The organism is Pantoea sp. EEL5 (assembly GCF_049892805.1).
Taxonomy (GTDB): Bacteria; Pseudomonadota; Gammaproteobacteria; order Enterobacterales; family Enterobacteriaceae; genus Pantoea; species Pantoea ananatis.
Genome location: NZ_JBNDNJ010000009.1, coordinates 58,258 through 75,597, shown reverse-complemented (window position 1 = coordinate 75,597; position 17,340 = coordinate 58,258). Strand labels below are relative to the sequence as shown.

General features: G+C 50.6%; 18 protein-coding genes. 6 read left to right on the top strand and 12 right to left on the bottom strand.

Annotated elements, in window-relative coordinates; translation table 11 throughout:
- Positions 1–74: 74 nt before the first annotated feature.
- The 4 genes from radC to mutM all read left to right on the top strand — a co-directional run bounded on the left by radC (position 75) and on the right by mutM (position 2,273).
- Entirely contained in the window at positions 75–731 is a 657-nt protein-coding gene (gene radC, locus ACPXSQ_RS21890; RefSeq protein WP_033774669.1) for a RadC family protein, read from the top strand.
- Positions 732–969: 238 nt separating this feature from the next.
- Entirely contained in the window at positions 970–1,206 is a 237-nt protein-coding gene (gene rpmB / locus ACPXSQ_RS21885; protein ID WP_006121249.1) for a 50S ribosomal protein L28, read from the top strand.
- Between the two features lie 20 nt (positions 1,207–1,226).
- Positions 1,227–1,394, top strand: coding sequence for a 50S ribosomal protein L33 (rpmG, locus tag ACPXSQ_RS21880; protein ID WP_001051798.1), 168 nt, complete (start codon positions 1,227–1,229; stop codon positions 1,392–1,394).
- 69 nt (positions 1,395–1,463) lie between these two features.
- On the top strand, positions 1,464–2,273 hold the full coding sequence (gene mutM / locus ACPXSQ_RS21875) for a bifunctional DNA-formamidopyrimidine glycosylase/DNA-(apurinic or apyrimidinic site) lyase (RefSeq protein ID WP_089517728.1): 810 nt from the start codon (positions 1,464–1,466) through the stop codon (positions 2,271–2,273).
- On the opposite strand, the gene coaD is transcribed toward mutM, so the two are convergent.
- The 6 genes from coaD to ACPXSQ_RS21845 all read right to left on the bottom strand — a co-directional run bounded on the left by coaD (position 2,270) and on the right by ACPXSQ_RS21845 (position 8,158).
- Positions 2,270–2,749: a pantetheine-phosphate adenylyltransferase gene (gene coaD, locus ACPXSQ_RS21870; RefSeq protein WP_014604743.1), complete on the bottom strand. Its 480-nt coding sequence runs from the start codon at positions 2,747–2,749 to the stop codon at positions 2,270–2,272. The genes mutM and coaD overlap by 4 nt on opposite strands.
- Complete coding sequence (locus tag ACPXSQ_RS21865) at positions 2,746–3,525, bottom strand: glycosyltransferase family 2 protein (RefSeq protein ID WP_110286967.1); 780 nt, start codon at positions 3,523–3,525, stop codon at positions 2,746–2,748. The genes coaD and ACPXSQ_RS21865 overlap by 4 nt, the downstream gene beginning before the upstream one ends.
- Positions 3,525–4,799, bottom strand: a complete 1,275-nt coding sequence (gene waaA / locus ACPXSQ_RS21860; RefSeq protein WP_013027734.1) for a lipid IV(A) 3-deoxy-D-manno-octulosonic acid transferase — start codon at positions 4,797–4,799, stop codon at positions 3,525–3,527. The genes ACPXSQ_RS21865 and waaA overlap by 1 nt, the downstream gene beginning before the upstream one ends.
- Before the next feature lie 90 nt (positions 4,800–4,889).
- Complete coding sequence (locus ACPXSQ_RS21855) at positions 4,890–6,026, bottom strand: glycosyltransferase family 4 protein (RefSeq protein ID WP_089517730.1); 1,137 nt, start codon at positions 6,024–6,026, stop codon at positions 4,890–4,892.
- The gene (gene rfaQ, locus ACPXSQ_RS21850) at positions 6,019–7,095 is read right to left on the bottom strand and encodes a putative lipopolysaccharide heptosyltransferase III (RefSeq protein ID WP_128391685.1); all 1,077 of its coding nucleotides are present in this window, start codon (positions 7,093–7,095) and stop codon (positions 6,019–6,021) included. The genes ACPXSQ_RS21855 and rfaQ overlap by 8 nt, the downstream gene beginning before the upstream one ends.
- Positions 7,096–7,168: 73 nt before the next feature.
- Entirely contained in the window at positions 7,169–8,158 is a 990-nt protein-coding gene (locus ACPXSQ_RS21845; RefSeq protein ID WP_426144392.1) for a glycosyltransferase, read from the bottom strand.
- A gap of 175 nt (positions 8,159–8,333) precedes the next feature.
- Here ACPXSQ_RS21845 and ACPXSQ_RS21840 point away from each other — a divergent pair, with 175 nt between their 5' ends.
- Positions 8,334–9,356, top strand: a complete 1,023-nt coding sequence (locus tag ACPXSQ_RS21840; RefSeq protein WP_072139127.1) for a glycosyltransferase family 9 protein — start codon at positions 8,334–8,336, stop codon at positions 9,354–9,356.
- A 159-nt stretch (positions 9,357–9,515) separates the two neighbouring features.
- On the opposite strand, the gene ACPXSQ_RS21835 is transcribed toward ACPXSQ_RS21840, so the two are convergent.
- Positions 9,516–10,613 carry a glycosyltransferase gene (locus ACPXSQ_RS21835; RefSeq protein ID WP_014594900.1) on the bottom strand — a complete coding sequence of 366 codons (1,098 nt, stop codon included), beginning with the start codon at positions 10,611–10,613 and terminating at the stop codon, positions 9,516–9,518.
- A 326-nt stretch (positions 10,614–10,939) separates the two neighbouring features.
- On the opposite strand from ACPXSQ_RS21835, the gene ACPXSQ_RS21830 reads away from it, so the two are divergent.
- On the top strand, positions 10,940–11,947 hold the full coding sequence (locus ACPXSQ_RS21830) for a deacetylase (protein WP_013027728.1): 1,008 nt from the start codon (positions 10,940–10,942) through the stop codon (positions 11,945–11,947).
- Here the strand turns inward: ACPXSQ_RS21830 and ACPXSQ_RS21825 are convergent.
- Genes ACPXSQ_RS21825 through rfaF form a run of 5 tightly spaced genes read right to left on the bottom strand, consistent with a single transcriptional unit; the run spans position 11,910 to position 17,332 of the window.
- Positions 11,910–12,899: a glycosyltransferase family 2 protein gene (locus ACPXSQ_RS21825; RefSeq protein WP_013027727.1), complete on the bottom strand. Its 990-nt coding sequence runs from the start codon at positions 12,897–12,899 to the stop codon at positions 11,910–11,912. The two genes, ACPXSQ_RS21830 and ACPXSQ_RS21825, sit on opposite strands and share 38 nt — an antisense overlap.
- The gene (locus ACPXSQ_RS21820) at positions 12,899–14,155 is read right to left on the bottom strand and encodes an O-antigen ligase family protein (RefSeq protein ID WP_014594899.1); all 1,257 of its coding nucleotides are present in this window, start codon (positions 14,153–14,155) and stop codon (positions 12,899–12,901) included. The genes ACPXSQ_RS21825 and ACPXSQ_RS21820 overlap by 1 nt, the downstream gene beginning before the upstream one ends.
- On the bottom strand, positions 14,152–15,321 hold the full coding sequence (locus tag ACPXSQ_RS21815; RefSeq protein WP_019105397.1) for a glycosyltransferase family 4 protein: 1,170 nt from the start codon (positions 15,319–15,321) through the stop codon (positions 14,152–14,154). The genes ACPXSQ_RS21820 and ACPXSQ_RS21815 overlap by 4 nt, the downstream gene beginning before the upstream one ends.
- Positions 15,318–16,286, bottom strand: a complete 969-nt coding sequence (rfaC, locus tag ACPXSQ_RS21810; protein ID WP_014594897.1) for a lipopolysaccharide heptosyltransferase RfaC — start codon at positions 16,284–16,286, stop codon at positions 15,318–15,320. The genes ACPXSQ_RS21815 and rfaC overlap by 4 nt, the downstream gene beginning before the upstream one ends.
- Positions 16,274–17,332: an ADP-heptose--LPS heptosyltransferase RfaF gene (gene rfaF / locus ACPXSQ_RS21805; RefSeq protein ID WP_014594896.1), complete on the bottom strand. Its 1,059-nt coding sequence runs from the start codon at positions 17,330–17,332 to the stop codon at positions 16,274–16,276. The genes rfaC and rfaF overlap by 13 nt, the downstream gene beginning before the upstream one ends.
- Between the last annotated feature and the right edge of the window lie 8 nt (positions 17,333–17,340).

Genomic DNA, 17,340 nt, shown 5'->3' with positions numbered 1-17,340 from the left:
GAAGAATCACATTTGCTCACTGGTCGCGTGTTAACTGACAGAGGATGATACAGGGGGCGACAGGGAGAGCAGCAATGAATCATTTTCTACCACGGGAAAAACTTAAGCGACTGGGCGCAGATGCATTAAGCGATGCAGAACTGCTGGCCATCTTTTTACGTACGGGTTCAAGAGGCGTACCGGTGATGAAGCTGGCGCAGCAGATGTTGCAAGAGCTGGGGTCGCTTTACAACATCGTGAACGCCAGTGCGGAGGATTTCAAAGGAATCAAAGGGGCGGGGGAAATTAAGCTAATTCAGCTACGTGCCGTTGCTGAGCTGGCTAAACGGTTTTTCGCCAGCCAGTTGGCCCGTGAAAATACCCTCGACAGCCCGCTTGCGACACGCCAGTATCTGCAAACGCTGTTAGCAGAGCAGGAACGTGAGATTTTCGTCGTGATGTTTCTGGATAATCAACACAGGGTGATAACCGCCCGGCAAATGTTCTCAGGCTCGATTAACAGTGTGGAAGTGCATCCGCGCGAAATTGTGCGCGAGGCGCTTAAAATTAACGCCGCAGCGTTAATCATCGCACACAATCATCCGTCAGGAAGAGCCGAGCCGAGTCAGGCTGACCGCGACATTACCGTTAAAATCTGCGAAGCTTGTCGGCTGGTCAATATTCGCGTGCTCGATCATTTAGTGATTGGACGGGGTGAATCGGTCTCATTTACCGAGCGGGGATGGCTCTGAGCCTGAAAATCTGGTCCAGGTGGCGGATTTTTACACGATCATTCGGGATCTTTATCTGTTCGGGACTTGAGCACTTGGGCCGAGCGGCGTATACTACGCCACCTTTGAGAATCTCGGGTTTGGCGGTTAGGCCAGCTTAGCGGGTTCCATGGAACTCGCCTGGCGGGCTGTAAGCCTGACGAGGCGGCCAAAACCTAATTTTTAAAGCTCGAGCTGATTTGATTTTTGGAGAATAGACATGTCACGAGTCTGCCAGGTAACTGGAAAGCGTCCGGTGACCGGTAACAACCGTTCCCACGCAATGAACGCGACGAAACGCCGTTTCCTTCCGAACCTGCACTCACACCGTTTTTGGGTTGAGAGCGAGAAGCGCTTCGTTACTCTGCGTGTATCTGTAAAAGGTATGCGTATTATTGATAAAAAGGGCATTGATACGGTGTTAGCCGACATGCGTGCCCGTGGTGAGAAGTACTAAGAGTACTAAGGAACTGAATCATGGCTAAAGGTATTCGTGAGAAGATCAAGCTGGTTTCCTCTGCTGGTACAGGTCACTTCTATACCACCACGAAGAACAAACGTACTAAACCAGAGAAACTTGAACTGAAAAAGTTCGATCCGGTTGTACGTCAGCATGTGATCTACAAAGAAGCCAAAATTAAGTAATTTTGGTTTTCTGCAAAAAACCCGGCTCAGGCCGGGTTTTTTGTTTGTGTAATGCGCAGGGGAGAGGTTATGCCTGAGTTGCCAGAGGTAGAAACCAGCCGACGCGGCATTGAGCCACATCTGGTTGGTCAGACAATTCTTCACGCAGTCGTGCGCAATGCGCGTTTGCGTTGGCCAGTGTCACAAGAAATCCTGGCGTTAAGCGATCAGCCTGTGCTGAGCGTTCAACGTCGTGCCAAATACCTTTTACTCGAATTGCCGCACGGCTGGATTATTATCCACCTGGGTATGTCAGGCAGTTTACGTGTCCTTTCAGAAGAGTTGCCCGTAGCCAAACACGATCATGTCGACCTGGTCATGAGCAACGGTAAAGTCCTGCGCTATACCGATCCCCGGCGTTTTGGCGCCTGGCTGTGGAGCAGCGACCTGGCCGGCAGTAGCGTACTGGCACACCTCGGCCCAGAGCCGCTGAGTGAAGCGTTCAGTGGTGACTATCTGTTTGAAAAATCCCGCGGAAAGCGAACGGTGATTAAGCAGTGGCTAATGGACAATAAAATTGTCGTTGGCGTGGGTAACATCTATGCGAGTGAGTCACTGTTTACGGCAGGGATCATTCCTGATCGACCCGCAATGAGCCTTTCCCATGAAGATGCGGCGATATTAGCGAATACCATCAAAGCGGTACTGTTGCGCTCAATCGAGCAGGGCGGAACAACATTACGCGACTTTTTACAAAGTGATGGCAAACCGGGCTATTTTGCACAAGAGCTACAGGTTTATGGTCGCGCGGGAGAGCCCTGCAGAGCATGTGGCACACCGATTGTCAGTGGCAAGCATGGGCAACGCAGCACTTACTGGTGCCCCAACTGTCAACACTAAGGCAGTTTTGCCAGCAGAGCCTGGTGGACAGGCGCGGGCAGGAAGGCCGAGACGTCGCCGCCGTGCCGCGCCACTTCTTTTACCAGGGTAGAAGAGATAAAAGAAAAGTTTTCCGATGGCATCAAAAACACGCTTTCCAGCGTCGGCAGCAAATGCCGGTTCATACGCGCCAGCTGTGTCTCATATTCAAAATCCGACACGGCACGTAATCCGCGCACCAGAATGTTTGCCTGCTGAGTGCGGGCAAAGTTCGCCATCAGATCGCTGAAACCTGTCACCTCAACGTTCGCCAGATGCGCGGTCGCCTGACGCGCCAGCGCAACTCTTTCATCAAGCGTGAATAAGGGCTTTTTGCTCGGGCTGGCGGCAATGGCTACGACCAGTCGGTCAAACATCTGCGCAGCACGCGTCACAATATCGATGTGGCCTAACGTGATGGGATCGAAGGTGCCTGGATAAATAGCTTTCGTGGTCATGTGCGCCCTTTCGCCGAAGCATGTGTCAGCGCCCATAGCGCTGCATATTTGTTGAAGGTGTACTGGGCATTGACGACCGCCAGCAGCCAACCCTGTTTACCATCAAGAAAGCCGGCACGCAGCAGCAGCGTTTTCGCGAAGGCGCCGAGCGCATGACTGAAGACCGAAAACAGGCTGCAGGTTTTTCCGCGCTGAAATCGTTCCTGTGCCCAGGCCTCCGCATAGGCCAGCTGCTTACGCTGGAAAGCCATCAGGTTACGACAGGTCAGGTGTTGCAAATCGCCTTTGAGGGCCTGCACGGAGGCGCCTTCGGTGTTGAGTGACTCGTGCACGCTGTTATCGTTATAGCTTAACGTACGTGGGTAAAGACGCATCACTCGATCAGGGTACCAGCCGCTGTGGCGCATGAATCGCCCCAAAAAAAGATTACTGCGGCTGAAGCTGTAAACGATGTCGCCTGGCGGGGCCTCGAGCACCCGTTCAATGGCCTGACGTAACTCTGGCGTGACTCGCTCATCGGCGTCGATCATTAAAATCATGTCGCAACTGGCAAAACTCTGCGCCCGCTGGCGCTGTTTGCCGTAGCCCTGCCATTCCGTCGCCTGAAAAACCTGCGCGCCTGCTGCCCGGGCCAGCGCCATCGTGTCGTCTGTGCTGCCAGAATCCAGCACGATAATCTCATCGGCCCAGCTCACTGATGCAAGACAGTCGGGCAGCAGCTCTGCTTCATTTTTGGCAATCATCACGACTGAAAGGCGTTGGCGAGTGGATGTCATTAATGGGCTCGTGGCGGCAGGTGTGGTTCAAGTAACTGCAGCAAACGCTGAAGGGCGCCCTGGTTTTGATGCAGCACTTCTACGGCATGGCGTCCGTAGTAGCGACGATAATCATCGTCCTGCAGCAGGTTCGTCACCTCTTTTACCAGCGATGCGACATCAGTAACGGTAATCAGCCCCTGTGCCTGTTGCAGCTTGCTACAAATATCTTTGAAGTTCCAGGTATGGGGGCCCATAAGCACAGGAATAGCATGAGCGGCGGGTTCGAGCGGGTTATGACCACCGCGCTCAACCAGGCTGCCGCCAACAAAGGCCAGATCGGCAATGCCATACAGCAACATCAGTTCACCCATCGAGTCGCCAATCACAACCTGCGTTGAGCCGGATGGGATTTCACCGCTGCTGCGCAGGGTAAAACTGAAGTTGCGCTTCTGCGTCAGCTCTCGGGCATCGTTAAAACGCTCCGGGTGACGCGGCACCAGAATCAGCAGCAAATCCGGAAAGGTTTGTAATAAGCGACGGTGCGTATCCAACAGGATAGCTTCTTCACCCTCATGAGTGCTGGTGGCAATCCAGACAGGGCGACGGGGCGCCCATTGCCGGCGTAGCGTTACTGCTCTTGCGGCCAGCTCGGGCGTAACAGAAATATCAAACTTCAGGCTGCCGGTAACCGACAGATGCGAGCGCTTCAGACCGAGTTGCACAAACCGCTCACCGTCCTCGGCGTTTTGTGCGGCGATCAGCGTGATACTTTGTAAAAGATTACGCATGAACTTGCCAAGCTTGCGATAGCCTTTAGCCGATCGTTCTGAAAGTCGGGCATTAGCAATCACCAGGGGAATATGGCGCTGGTGCAGGATACGAATGATGTTAGGCCACAGCTCGGTTTCCATAATGATCACCAGGCGTGGATTGACCGTATCAAGAAAGCGATTGATGGCGTTGGGGAGATCGTAAGGCAAATAAACATGATGCACATCTTTGCCAAAAGCAGACAGCGCACGTTCAGAACCGGTTGGCGTCATGGTTGTGACGGTGATAGGTAGCGTTGGATAACGATGACGTAGCGCGCGCACCAACGGCACTGCCGCCAGGGTTTCGCCCACGGAAACCGAGTGTAAAACGATGCCTTCAGGCTTCACTTTTCCGGCGCAATAGCCATAACGCTCTGCCCAACGTTTACGGTAGGCAGGAGCTTTACGACCGCGCAGCCACAGGCGCAGCCAAATAAGTGGCTGAATGAGATAAAGCAATGCGGTGTAAATGGTCGTCATAGTTACCGTTATGACACGTTGGCGTCAAAAAAGCAGATTAAAGTCAGAATACAGCATCTTATCAGAAACAGCATAATCACTCATCCCACATCATGCGTGGCGACTCAGGACCTGCTGATAGAGCCTGTTCAGTGAATGTGCCAGGTTTTGCGGCGTGTAAGGTTCAATCCTGCGTCTTGCTGCTTCGCCCATTCTGCCGTCAACGGTTAAAGCAGAAAGGGCATTAATGGCCTGATTGAGTCCTTTTACATCCAGCGCATCACGAACAAACCCTTCCTGACCTTCGCGAATAAATTCAGCGCCGCCACACCCGGTGCTGGTGATCACCGGCAACCCGCAGGCCATGGCTTCCAGCACCACGTTGGGAAAAGGATCGTAAAGGGTGGGCAGAAGCAATCCATCAGCAGCATGGTAATAGGGCTGCACATCCTGCTGTACGCCGACAAAACGAAGCCGCTCACTGCAGTGAAGCTGACTGGCTAACTGCTGATAACGTTTTGCCTGTTTGTCCTGGCCGACCACGATCAGATAGCGGTTACTTTTGGCCAGCGCTTCAATGGCGGCTTTGAGGCCCTTACGTTCAAATCCCGAACCCACATAGATCAGAACAGTCGCGTTAGCGGGCAGGTTCAGCTCTGTCCGAACCGCATGGCGGGCGGCCTCTGTCGCAGGTTGAAAGCGCGTTGAATCAATGGCGTTGTGAATGACATGTATTTTGTCAGCCTGCAGTGCGAAGCAGCGCAGGATGTCTTTTTTTACCATCTCAGAATTACATATCACCGCTTTCAGTGCGGGGGAGTTAAACATATCGGCTTCTGCCTGCAGAACATAGCGATGATATGGGCTGAGGCTGGCGCTAAGACGCTGCAGGGGCGAAACAATACGTGCCCGTTGTTCAAGCCAGACACGATGAACGCCATCGCCTGCCCGAAAGATGTCACAACCAGCGATACGCTCATGGCTTTGAACAATATCGAACTTTTCACGTTCCCAGCAGGCCCGCGCCGCGTGGGCAAAACCGCGTTCACGTGAAACCCGTCCCAGTTTCCCTGGATTGCAGATATGCAGGTGCCAGTCCGGGTTGGGCTTTCCTTCCCAGCTTCGGGTGATGATATTGAGATCCAGTTTTTCGCTACCCAAGGCTTCCAGCGCGCGTGAAATAAAGCGTTCGGCCCCGCCATCAGGGCGGTATTTCTGCCGGACAATCGCCAGGCGTAACTTACTCATTTAGATAGCTCCTTGCTGCGGTAACGACATCCTCAACCGGGATAACGGACAAGTAACGTTGTTCGGTACGAGTATCAATGGAATCCGGAGAAGGAAGGGGGCCATAGTCACCAGCCCAGATGACCCGATTGTTGTCACCCCAGGGGCGCCAGTGCTGCAGTTTTGTCGGGCCGAAAAGCGCAATGCAGGGCGTGTCGAGCGCGGCGGCCATGTGCATCGGGGCTGAGTCAACGCCGATAAAGAGCTGAGCGCAAGCAATCAGTGCAGCCAGTTGTGGCAGAGAGAGTTTGCCTGCCAGCGAGATAACATGCGGAGACTGGCACTGCGCCAGAATCCGCTCAACCATCGCCAGCTCACTATCATCCGGTCCTGCTGTCAGGATGACTTTTCGGTCGGCTTGAGCCAGCTGGTCGATAGTGGCTGCAACCTTGTCTTCCTCCCAGCATTTGAACTGCCAGCGGGAGGTAGGCTGCAGCACGATATAAGGGGGCTTCACCTGCTGCTGAAGCAGCATATTCTGCACTTTTAACGCATCGTCCGGGCTGAAGTGCATCGAGGCTCTGGCACCGTCGGCTGAAATCTGCAGCGGTGACAGAGCGGAAAGGTTCTGTTCAACCGTATGTAAGTGCTCATGATTTTCAGTGGTAACCAAATGATTGTGGCATCCGCGCCAGAAGGCGTTATCACGCTTTTTAAACGCGAATCCAATGCGTACCGGCGCGCCAGACAGTCCGGTGAGAATGGCACTGCGCCACTGATCGGCAAGGTTAATCACCAAATCGTAATGACAGGCTCGCACTGCTGAGACCAGTGCGACTTCATGGCGAAACGTCTGCCAGCCACCTTCCTTTTTCCAGTTTCGATCGATGATGTGCAGATGACGGACAGAAGGATGTGCTTCCAGCATGGGCCGGGTTTCTTTGTAGAGCAGGACATCAATGCTGGCCTGCGGATAATGCTGATGCAAAGCATTAATGACAGGCGTAGTCAGCAGCATGTCGCCGTGATGACGTAGTTTGATTAACAGAATTTTTTTGGGTGCAAACTGGACTGGAATCGGGCTTGTCATACTCAAATGCTCTCAGAATTCAGTGAGCCGATTGTAGGGCAAACCCTTTTGAGGTTAAAGCAAGTGACGCCGCTTATTTCCTGCGCCAGTAATAAATTCGACCCAGCCATAGCAGCAGGTGATACCACTGTTTTACACCGCGCGCATTACGCAGCATACGCGTGTGTGTCTGGGTCGCGAAGATATCGGCAATCATCGCCTGTCGCGCTGATTCGTCCGGTTCGCGTCGAATACTGTGACAGACGCTCAGGGCTTCGTAAGTAATCTGATAGTGAAAGGCCGGATAAATTTTTACCTTATGGCGATAGCGGCTGTTAATTGACTCCAGCATTTGCGCAATTTTCAGATAGTGACGCTGATATTCAACGTTACGCAGGCCGGTCCGCTTGCGGTTGCTGATTGAAGCATCGTGCAGATAGTAGCGATACAGCTGTTTATCGGTATAGCGCGCGCGTTTTACATTCAGCATGAACTCTGTGGTCCACGTAATATCCTGATGGTGCAGGCCGGGTTCAAAATTTAGCTTCAGTTTTTCAATCAGTTCGCGTCGGTAAATACCAAGCCAGACAACATGTTTATAGCGATGAGTCTTCAGCGCCTTGTTAAGCCACTCAGGGCCGCTAAGGACGGATGTGCTTGAGAGTCGTTCAGGCGGTATCAACGGCTGGGTTTCATTGCTAGCCTGGAAAAACCATTCGGCATTGCATTGCGCCACATCGAGATCGTCTGCCTCTGCCATATCGACCAGTGTCTGATACATCTCTGGCTTCATGGTGTCATCAGCGTCTGGAAAGGTTACGTACTTACCGGATGCAACAGCCAGCCCGGCATTGCGTGCACGTGATACACCACCATTAGGTTGGTGAATGACCCGGATATGAGGATGACGTCGTGCGTAGTCATCCGCTCTCTCACCCGAGCCGTCAGTCGATCCATCATCGACAAGGATGATTTCCAGAGATGTCAGCGTCTGAGCCAGTAAAGACTGAATAAATGTCTCAAACATGACACCAGCGTTAAACATTGGTGTGATTATCGATAGTAAAGGCGAATTTTGTGACACAGCAGCATAACTTCAAGTGAAAAGAGACGGATTTCCGCCGACATTATTACGAATGCCGATAGAACTTTTTGTGCATTTAGGGTCAAACCTTGATAGGTAGCAGAAATTTATTTTTTCGCAACTTTATGGCGTGTGTACGCTCCAGTCCGGTCAGGTACGTTTAACCAGGTACAATATGAAAAATATCCTCGTCATCAGGCGCGACAACATTGGTGATATGGATTGTACCACACAGTTACTGGAAGGCATCAAAACGGCCTTTCCCGAAGCTAAACTGACGCTGTTGGTAAATAAAGTGGCGCAGGATGTGATACTGCATAACCCCCATGTCGATGCGCTTCATGTCTATAAGAAAGCCAAGCACCGTGGCAAGAACGAGACCGCAATTGGCGTTTACTGGCACCGTTTAAAGATCTTTTGGGCTTTACGTAAAACGAAGTTTGATGCGGCGGTACTGGCGAACCCGGTTCCCTGTAAATACAGCCTTCGCCTCGCGCGTATGGCGGGCGCAACCCACATCATTGGCGCTGGCGAAGCCGATAACGGGCTGACAAGAGTCTTTGGCAGAGACGATTTTTCTGGCAACCACCAAGTCGAACACACTTACTCGTATCTCTCAGCGCTCACTGCTCATTTGCCTGTCGTTCCCCCCGTCAGAGTCTATTTAACCCCACGAGAGCATGAACAGGCTAAAACGCATGTGCATTCACTGTTTACGGTATCGGGTCAGACATACGGTATACACATCAGTAGTCGCAGCCCAAAGCGCCGCTGGGATATAGAAAAGTATGCTGTTTTTATTCGTCATCTGTTAGAAGATGCGCAAGCCCGTGTGCTGATCTTTTGGTCGCCGCAGGGAGCGCTGGGGCCGGATGATCGGGGTGATGACGCCAGAGCCGAGCAACTCATGCAACTGGTCAATTCTTCACGAGTGGCGGCTTACACTACCACATCAGTGCGTGATCTAATGGCGGGTTTTAGTTGTTGTGACCAAATTCTGTGTAGCGATGGTGGCCAAATGCATATCGCGGCGGGTTTGCATAAAAAGCAGGTGGTGTTTTTTGGCGATACGGATGCGCCTGGGTGGCATCCATGGTCTGGTGAGTACAGGATTTTGCAGACACCTTCTGGTGAATGTAACGACGTTACTCCTCAAGAGGTGATGAGTGCGTGGCTGCAGCTTAAGGACATCTCTTGAGTGGCTACTACGTGACTGACACGCTCAATTATTTTCCGAAAATTTCTGGCTAAACGATGTCAATTACCTGAAGAACAACGCTTAAAACGTGCCGTTCCCTTGATCTGCTTATCGGTTCATGGGAACGACTGATTGATGCTATGAGCGGTCAACATGCATTCATTTGGACGCTCGGAAATCTGCCAACTGCAAGTATCGCTGACAGATAACGGAGAGGCTGTAGATACTCAGGTCAAGTTGATGCAAATCAGGCGGGTTATCGTAAATCTCTCGCATCTTTTCCGCCAGTGAGGTTGCATTCATCTCAGACAGCCCGCGACTCAGGTCACCCGTCAAAATACTCGCGGGCCCGCCGGGGCAACGTGTACTCACTACAGGTGTTCCGCAGCTCATTGCTTCGATCAAAACATTGCCAAAGCCTTCACTGTCAGAACTCAAAATCAACATCCGTGCATGATGTATCCAGGGATAGGGATTACGCTGAAAGCCTTCAAAGCGCACGCGATCTGAAACGCCCAGCTGTTCCGATAAACGATACAGTTTTTCTTTCATAGCAGGACTGCCCTGTCCCAGTAAGATTAAAGGAGCCTGAATGCCACTTTGCGCATAAGCTTCCAACAGGCGGTCATGGCGTTTAGTTTCATGGAAACGGCCAACATGAACAAGGAAATCCTCACCTGCCAGTGGGCAGGGTTCCAGTGAGAGCCTTTTGATTTCATTGAAATCAAAAGGGTTAAAGATAACATCCGTTCGCGATGCTTTTACGCCAATATGGTTGATCAAGTCATCAAGAGCATATTGGGAAACCGCGATCACCTGGCGATGGCGATAGACATGACGTATTTTCTGTCGCTTGAGCCATAATGAAAAACCCGATTTGCGAGCGAGATAAGAGGCAGAAAAAATGCCATGAATGCAATACCAGGTCCTGAGCGGATCGAGAGCACGCGAAGAAGACACTATTCGGTCCGTTTTATGCAGATGAGACAGCACAAGATCAAATTTGCCTTGGCGGGTTTCACTGTAACGGACGGCTTTATCCAGGAGCGCGGCGCGACGAGATGTTTCGGTAAGCTTACGCCATGGACTGCGACAACGGTCTTCAATCACCTGGTAATCAAGCCCTGACGGAAGGGAATAATCACAGACGTTACGCAAAGAAAAAAGTGATACCTGATGTCCACTGTTAATCAGGCCCTGTGCCAGGGTCAGTACTACTTTTTCAGCGCCGCCACCAGGCAGCCCGTCTATTATCATCAAAATACGCTTGGACAAATTATCACCTCAAAGACGCCGCCAGCACTGTGAATGGTCTAAAGCATAAAGCGCACGGCAGTAAACTCGCCATAACAGAGCAAAATAGTGGGGATCTGACGCAGTTTTTCAATAGGGAAAACACCACAACGCTATTTTATTCAAGGCGTTACAAAATAAAGGCCCCGCTGACTACGGGAATTATCTTAGGTTATCAGGCCATTGATGACTACGAATAAAAACCAAACCAATTGCAATTATATTTTTGCGCGGAATGACTACCCTGCGTAACATAGTCAGGATAATCTCTACCGATTATTGGATAAGTCATGGATAAACCGGCATTTTTAATCACTCTCGATACGGAAGGTGACAACCTCTGGCGCAACCGCAGCGGCAATGTCACCACACATAATGTCCGCTTTCTACCGCGTTTTCAGTCGCTTTGCGAGAAATACGCGTTCAAACCGACGTGGCTTACTAATTATGAAATGGCTTGCGATCCGGCTTATGTCGAGTTCGGACGAGATCTTCTTGAGCGTAATCAGGGTGAAATAGGCATGCATTTACATGCCTGGTACAGCCCTCCTGACTATGCACTTACGGAGGATGACTGGCGTTACCAGCCTTATTTGATCGAATATCCAGAGTCGATACTGCACGATAAGGTCGCCTATATGACCGACCTGCTTGAAACGGCATTTGAAACTAAAATGCGTAGTCACCGTGCAGGCCGCTGGGCCTTCAATGAAGTTTATGCACGTGCATTGATCGATCATGGCTATCTGGTCGACTGCTCTGTGACGCCGCGCGTGGACTGGCGTAGTTCTCCCGGTGCTCCCCAGGGGAAAGGCGGTACAGATTACCGCCATTTTCCTGACCAGGCCTACTATGTCGACATCAACGATATTTCCAAGCCTGGCAGCTCAACCTTACTGGAATTGCCGATGAGCATTCAGTACCGGCATGGCATGTTGAAAAACCAGTTTAAAAAAGTCTGGGACAACGTCAGGGGTAAGTCGAGAGGACCTCGGGTAAACTGGCTGCGGCCTGTGGGCGGGAATCTGGCGCAAATGAAGCATGTCGTTGAGCAAACGCTGTCGCAGGGAAACGACTATGTTGAATTTATGCTGCATTCATCGGAGTTTATGCCTGACGGCAGCCCGACGTTTAAAAACGACGCAGACATTGACCGTCTTTACGATGATTTAGAGCAGCTGTTCAGCTGGCTTCAGGAACGTACCCAAGGTATGACCTTGACCGAATATGCCCTGAAGAAAAAAACGGCACTCGGTGCCGTCACTGATTCGCTTCAGGAACAGATTTGCGGGCCTTAAATCGCAACCACGAAAAAAGCGTGTCGACTTCGGGATAGCGCATTTGCCAAAACTTTTTTGTTTTGCAATGGCCCCTACAAAGGCGTGCGGCTGACTTAATGGCCAGCCTGGTTTGTTTATCGTAATGATAATAACCAAAAACCGCTTTCGACATGCTTTTCACTTCATTAAAGCAGTTCACTATCATCCCTGCAGCCAGTCGACGCAGCTCAGTGTCAGACTGTGCCATTGCACACATTTTATTCATGGCGAATAGCATGTCCTCAATGTCACTCATACGGACATTCCGTGTGATGCCCTGCTGATTATCGCGGTAGTAGTAGAGCGTATTTTCAAGATGAGCGATACGCTGTGTTTTGAGATATTGAAATGGCGTAAAGATAACGTCTTCGTAACGTCTGCCGACTTCAAAAGCCTCACCTTCCAGCAGACTGTTTCTGTATATGCGGTTCCATAAATGCCACATCGATCGGATAAAAAGCGGACGCAGACAATTCAGCCCCTGAACGGAAAAATCGTAAGCGACACGTTGAGGCAATTCGTTTTCTGATGCTTCAGGGGGCGTGTTTTCAAAGCGTGCGTAGTTAAAATCAATCAGATCGTCTTGATCGGAGAGTAATAACGGTCGGATAACTGATAGATAATTTTTACTGAGTAGATCATCAGCGTCCAAAAAGGTAATAAATTTTCCTTTAGCTTTTGACAGGCCAACATTGCGGGTTGCGGCAACCCCCTGGTTAGCCTGCTGAATGAATTCAACACAAGCTGAAGGATAAGTCTTGAGAAATTCTTTCACACGCTGGGCTGAAAGGTCTGTCGACCCATCATCGATAATGATGACCTGAATATCAGGGTCAATTTGGGTAAACAAGGATGTCAGACAGGGAACGATATAATCCTGACTATTGTATAAAGGAATAATGATGCTTAGCAGCCAGTCACGCGTTTGCATTACTTCGCTTCCTGTAATACAGACGGTGTTTTAACTAATAAGCCACTGATGATGACGGCCAGACAATAGATGAGGGTTCCCTCAGTGCTGAAAAATATCACGTCGCTCAGGCCATAGGTGATCAAAGATACTGTGACTGCGAAGAGTGCGGGATTGCGGTAAGGCGTGAATGCGCTGCGTAATAAGCAAAGATATAAACCTGCCAACGCTAACAGACCCACAATGCCCTTAATCGAGAACGTTTCCATCACTTCATTGTGCATATGAACGGTAAGGTAGGGTAATGCCCCATAAAGCGAAGGTTCTTGTGCAACAATCACTTTTGCTTCTGCCGCTCGTTGCTCTGCAGACTCTCCCCACAGGGCTTCAAGGCTGGTGCGAAATGCAACGGTTTGCATGCTTAAGCGTGAGATGATTGAGTTTTCTCCCGTTTGCTCATGCATATGCGCAATATCCTGATTGAACTGCTGTATACGCATAGTGATGACTTTATGAAAAAGTGCAGCGCTGAGCAGGAGCATGATGGGCACCAGGATGAACAGAATAATTTTGTGACGACGATTAATCACATGTGTGCTCATGAGTACAATCATTAAAGCCAACACGGGATAAGCCAGCATAGCTGCACGAGTTCCAGTCAACAGAATGGAAGCATAGGTAAAGGCGAAAGCTGCCAAAAAAAGCAACACTCTGTGGCGGGTTTTTAAAAGTAATACGGCTTTAATGAATATCAGATTGACTGCGGTAATGATGTAGGCAGCAACCGTTGCTCGATCAAAATTCAGCTCTACACGCGCTATGTGTAAGAAAACCCCCTGATAAATGGCATAGCTATTTACCGCAAGCCCGCAAACAAGGGCTGCCAGCACGGTATTTTTTTGTAGCGCTATCTTTGTATTAAGCATCGCCAGTAGAACAAACGCTGCGGCGATTTGTAATCGTCCGGTTGATTGGTACTGCCGGTACAGACTAATGAAATCGCCAGGTTGTTTATACATGGCTGTCCAGATAATGCTGATGATCCCGACAGCAAAAAACGCACCAGGGAGAATCAGGTTTTTTTTGTCAGCAATGTAAAATCTGAGATGAAAAACGATGACCAGAAAAGCCAGATAGCTGGAAAGATAAAAAACGTTCCTGCCAAAGGCCCATCCAAATGGCGAAGTAATAAAGGCGATAGCACATCCGATAAAAATAAGCTGGCTGAAAAAGTTGGCAGGCGCTTCTTTTTTAAAGATTAAATGATTTAGTTTCATTTTTTAATTATAACATCCTTTAAAGCATCGTTGAATTCTGTCTTAAACAGCGCATAGTCGAAATGTTCTACTGTCCAGGCTTTAGCGGCTTCACTAAATCGCTGATACGTTTCAGGCACCGACAAGACTTCCACCGCGTTGGCGCAATCAATATGTGAAACCAGCCTGGCTTCTTCCATAACATCACGGACAGGTTCGTAGACCTGATAGGGGAAATCAACGCGTATACCAGTTAATTTCTCATGCTCATCAATTGTAACGGAGGGGGGTAATCCAATGCCACACTGCTGATGACCAACGACTTCAGGTTGGCCGTCAATCATGGGGAAAATAACCGGTACACCAAAATAAAGCGCTTCCATACAGGAAAGGCCAAATGGCTCAGTGACAGGTGTACTGAGATAGATATCTGTGCGATTAAAAAAGGCGCTCATATCATGCTGAAAACCGCTGAAGGTAACAAACTGACTAATATTCAAACGCTCAGCAAGCGCCACGAAGGCGTCATGATCGGGCCCTTTTCCCGCAATTTCCAACACAACGTTGTGTCCACGTTGGCGTAATTCTTTAAGCGTTAAAAGTCCTACGCTAATGCCTTTCAGGCTAACCTGGCGAGATGCCGTTCCTAGCCTGAGCGGATTTTTTAGCGTTCTGATTGCGGAATTTATCCCCTGCGGCAACATGATTCGGTTTATCACGACGTGATGCGGGCAAGGTAGGTTGAAGCGGTGATGCATCACCCGGTTTGACGCGTATGAGGCTGAAATCACGCCGTCCAGCATTGCCATAAAGTTAAGCGTTTTTTTATTTTTTGGATAACGCCATGAGCAGCCATGATCGTAATAGACCAGAGCAGCCCGCCTGGGTTTTGCTGGCAGTCCTGGAATTAAATCCCAAACCACTATTACATCGGCATCACTTGCCTCAATGCGTTTTTTTAGCAAATATTTCCGAAGAAATTGCGGGACTTTATATTTCAGGCCATTTACCCAACGATTGGCAAAGGTGATTTTTTGTTGAGGAATGTGACGACGAATATCATCGTCTATCTCATTACTGATGCATATCACATCATCATTTCCGTCAGAAAAATCATTGATGTACTGCAGGAACAGGCGTTCAACACCACCCATTTTTTCAAGGTTAATGATGTGGAGTTTCTTCATACAAGAATCTCAAAGACCATATCCGCGACGTCCTTAGCGCTAATGTCTGCTAATTTGCTGCCCTCTGCAGGCCGCAAAACATACTGATTTTGCCCATAACCCCCAATCAAACCCGGATCGGTGGGGCCATATAACGTGATATTGGGCCTGTCTAGTGCGGCGGTCAGATGGCTCAGCCCTGTATCTACCGACACTACGGCATCTGCGCCTGCCAACTGCTGTGCTACGGCTTCAAGAGAAAGCTTAGGCAAGACTTCTACGTGCTCAAAACCTTCAGCCAGACGCAGCGCACGCTGATGTTCATGTTCAGCGCCCCACGGCAGCTTTACACGCAAGCCCGCTGGCCGGACACGTTCAATCAACTCTCGCCAGTGAGCTTCTGGCCAGTGCTTGTTATCACGGGTAGTGGCATGAAGAAATACCAGATAAGGGCTCTCATGCTGTGATAAGGGCTTCAGAAAATGGCCGGCAATTGCATAATCCCCCTGAGACGGGGGTTTATCGTAACCCAGACTTTTAGCAAACAGCTCACGCGTCCTCTCGACTGCATGTTGTTGCTTGCTGATCTCGTGCTTTTTGTCATACCACCAACTGGCGAAAGGTTCTCTCGCACTACGATTGTCCAGGCCGTGCTTAACGCCTTTAGCCAGACGAGTCACAAGCGCGGCGCTCTTAATCAGCCCCTGAGCGTCGATCACGATGTCGTAGTCACGAGACTGAAGCTCACGCTTGAAACGCACGCGCTCTTCACGCTGCAGGCTGCCAAACCAGTGTTTGCGCCAGCGTCGAATGGCGACAGGCAGAACCTTATCCACTGCCGGATGCCAGGTCGGGATTTGTGCAAAATTTTCTTCCACCACCCAGTCAAAGCGTATTCCGGGCAGGGCATGCATGGCATCGGTGAGTGCTGGCAGCGTATGCAGGACGTCTCCCATGGAGGAGGTTTTGACGATCAGGACGTGCATGTCCCCTCCTGGACTTCGCGCAACAACGTGCTCAATGTTTCATGAACCTGTGCGGGCTGAATATCGATAAGACTTTGGTGATAGCCCTGCCCGGCATCGCCTTTGCGTACACGATGATAGCCGCTAATTAAACGGAGAATACGTGCCCGGTCAGACAGAGGCGGCGTAAAGTCAGGGCTGCTGGGACCATATAAGGCGACAAGCGGTCGGTTTAACGCTGCGGCAATATGCATCAGGCCCGAATCATTACTGACCACTGCGTGGCACTGAGCCAGCAGAATAACAGCCTGTTCCAGCTGCGTTTCGCCAGCCAGATTGCGGCAATGTGCACGGCTCGCTTCCGGTAGCGAAGACAGGATTTCTTCACCGGTGGAATGATCTTTAGCCGAGCCAAACAGCAGAATTTGATAACCCTCACTGATTAACTGCTGGGCAAGCGTCGCATAGTGAAAATGCGGCCAGCGTTTTGCCGGCCCAAACTCTGCACCGGGACAAAAACCAATCGTCGGCCGCTCGGGAGTCAGCTGAAACTGCGCGGACGTCTCACTTTTTTCCTGTTCACTGACCTGTAGCTGAGGCGTTAGCAGGGGTTGTGGCAGTTCCCGCGCTGAGCGGACTGGCAAGTCATAAGCCAGAGCCACATAGCGCTCAACCATCAGCGGAAACGCGGCTTTATCCAGTACCCGACAATCGTTTAACAGGCCGTAACGCATTTCTCCGCGCCAGCCAATACGGCGCTTGATCCCGGCAAAAAAGGGAACCAGCGCTGATTTAAAAGAATTGGGTAAAACATAAGCGCGATCGTAATGGCTGGCCTGGAGCGATTTGCCCAGCCGACGGCGCTCGCCAAGCGCTAACGCGCCATGACCCAGCGGCATCGCCAGCGCCTGATTCACTTCAGGCATCCGTGAAAGTAAAGGACGGCACCACGCAGGTGCCATCACATCAATCACTGCGTCAGGATGTTCGGCCTTGAGGGTACGATAGAGACTTTGCGACATCATCATATCGCCGACCCACGACGGGCCGATCACCAGAATTTTCATTACCGGTA

Bases quoted from the DNA above. Each gene is read 5' to 3' on its own strand.
- radC (WP_033774669.1), top strand. From the start codon at position 75: ATGAATCATTTTCTACCACGGGAAAAACTTAAGCGACTGGGCGCAGAT.
- rpmB (WP_006121249.1), top strand. From the start codon at position 970: ATGTCACGAGTCTGCCAGGTAACTGGAAAGCGTCCGGTGACCGGTAAC.
- rpmG (WP_001051798.1), top strand. From the start codon at position 1,227: ATGGCTAAAGGTATTCGTGAGAAGATCAAGCTGGTTTCCTCTGCTGGT.
- mutM (WP_089517728.1), top strand. From the start codon at position 1,464: ATGCCTGAGTTGCCAGAGGTAGAAACCAGCCGACGCGGCATTGAGCCA.
- coaD (WP_014604743.1), bottom strand. From the start codon at position 2,749: ATGACCACGAAAGCTATTTATCCAGGCACCTTCGATCCCATCACGTTA.
- ACPXSQ_RS21865 (WP_110286967.1), bottom strand. From the start codon at position 3,525: ATGACATCCACTCGCCAACGCCTTTCAGTCGTGATGATTGCCAAAAAT.
- waaA (WP_013027734.1), bottom strand. From the start codon at position 4,799: ATGACGACCATTTACACCGCATTGCTTTATCTCATTCAGCCACTTATT.
- ACPXSQ_RS21855 (WP_089517730.1), bottom strand. From the start codon at position 6,026: ATGAGTAAGTTACGCCTGGCGATTGTCCGGCAGAAATACCGCCCTGAT.
- rfaQ (WP_128391685.1), bottom strand. From the start codon at position 7,095: ATGACAAGCCCGATTCCAGTCCAGTTTGCACCCAAAAAAATTCTGTTA.
- ACPXSQ_RS21840 (WP_072139127.1), top strand. From the start codon at position 8,334: ATGAAAAATATCCTCGTCATCAGGCGCGACAACATTGGTGATATGGAT.
- ACPXSQ_RS21835 (WP_014594900.1), bottom strand. From the start codon at position 10,613: ATGATAATAGACGGGCTGCCTGGTGGCGGCGCTGAAAAAGTAGTACTG.
- ACPXSQ_RS21830 (WP_013027728.1), top strand. From the start codon at position 10,940: ATGGATAAACCGGCATTTTTAATCACTCTCGATACGGAAGGTGACAAC.
- ACPXSQ_RS21825 (WP_013027727.1), bottom strand. From the start codon at position 12,899: ATGCAAACGCGTGACTGGCTGCTAAGCATCATTATTCCTTTATACAAT.
- ACPXSQ_RS21820 (WP_014594899.1), bottom strand. From the start codon at position 14,155: ATGAAACTAAATCATTTAATCTTTAAAAAAGAAGCGCCTGCCAACTTT.
- ACPXSQ_RS21815 (WP_019105397.1), bottom strand. From the start codon at position 15,321: ATGAAGAAACTCCACATCATTAACCTTGAAAAAATGGGTGGTGTTGAA.
- rfaC (WP_014594897.1), bottom strand. From the start codon at position 16,286: ATGCACGTCCTGATCGTCAAAACCTCCTCCATGGGAGACGTCCTGCAT.
- rfaF (WP_014594896.1), bottom strand. From the start codon at position 17,332: ATGAAAATTCTGGTGATCGGCCCGTCGTGGGTCGGCGATATGATGATG.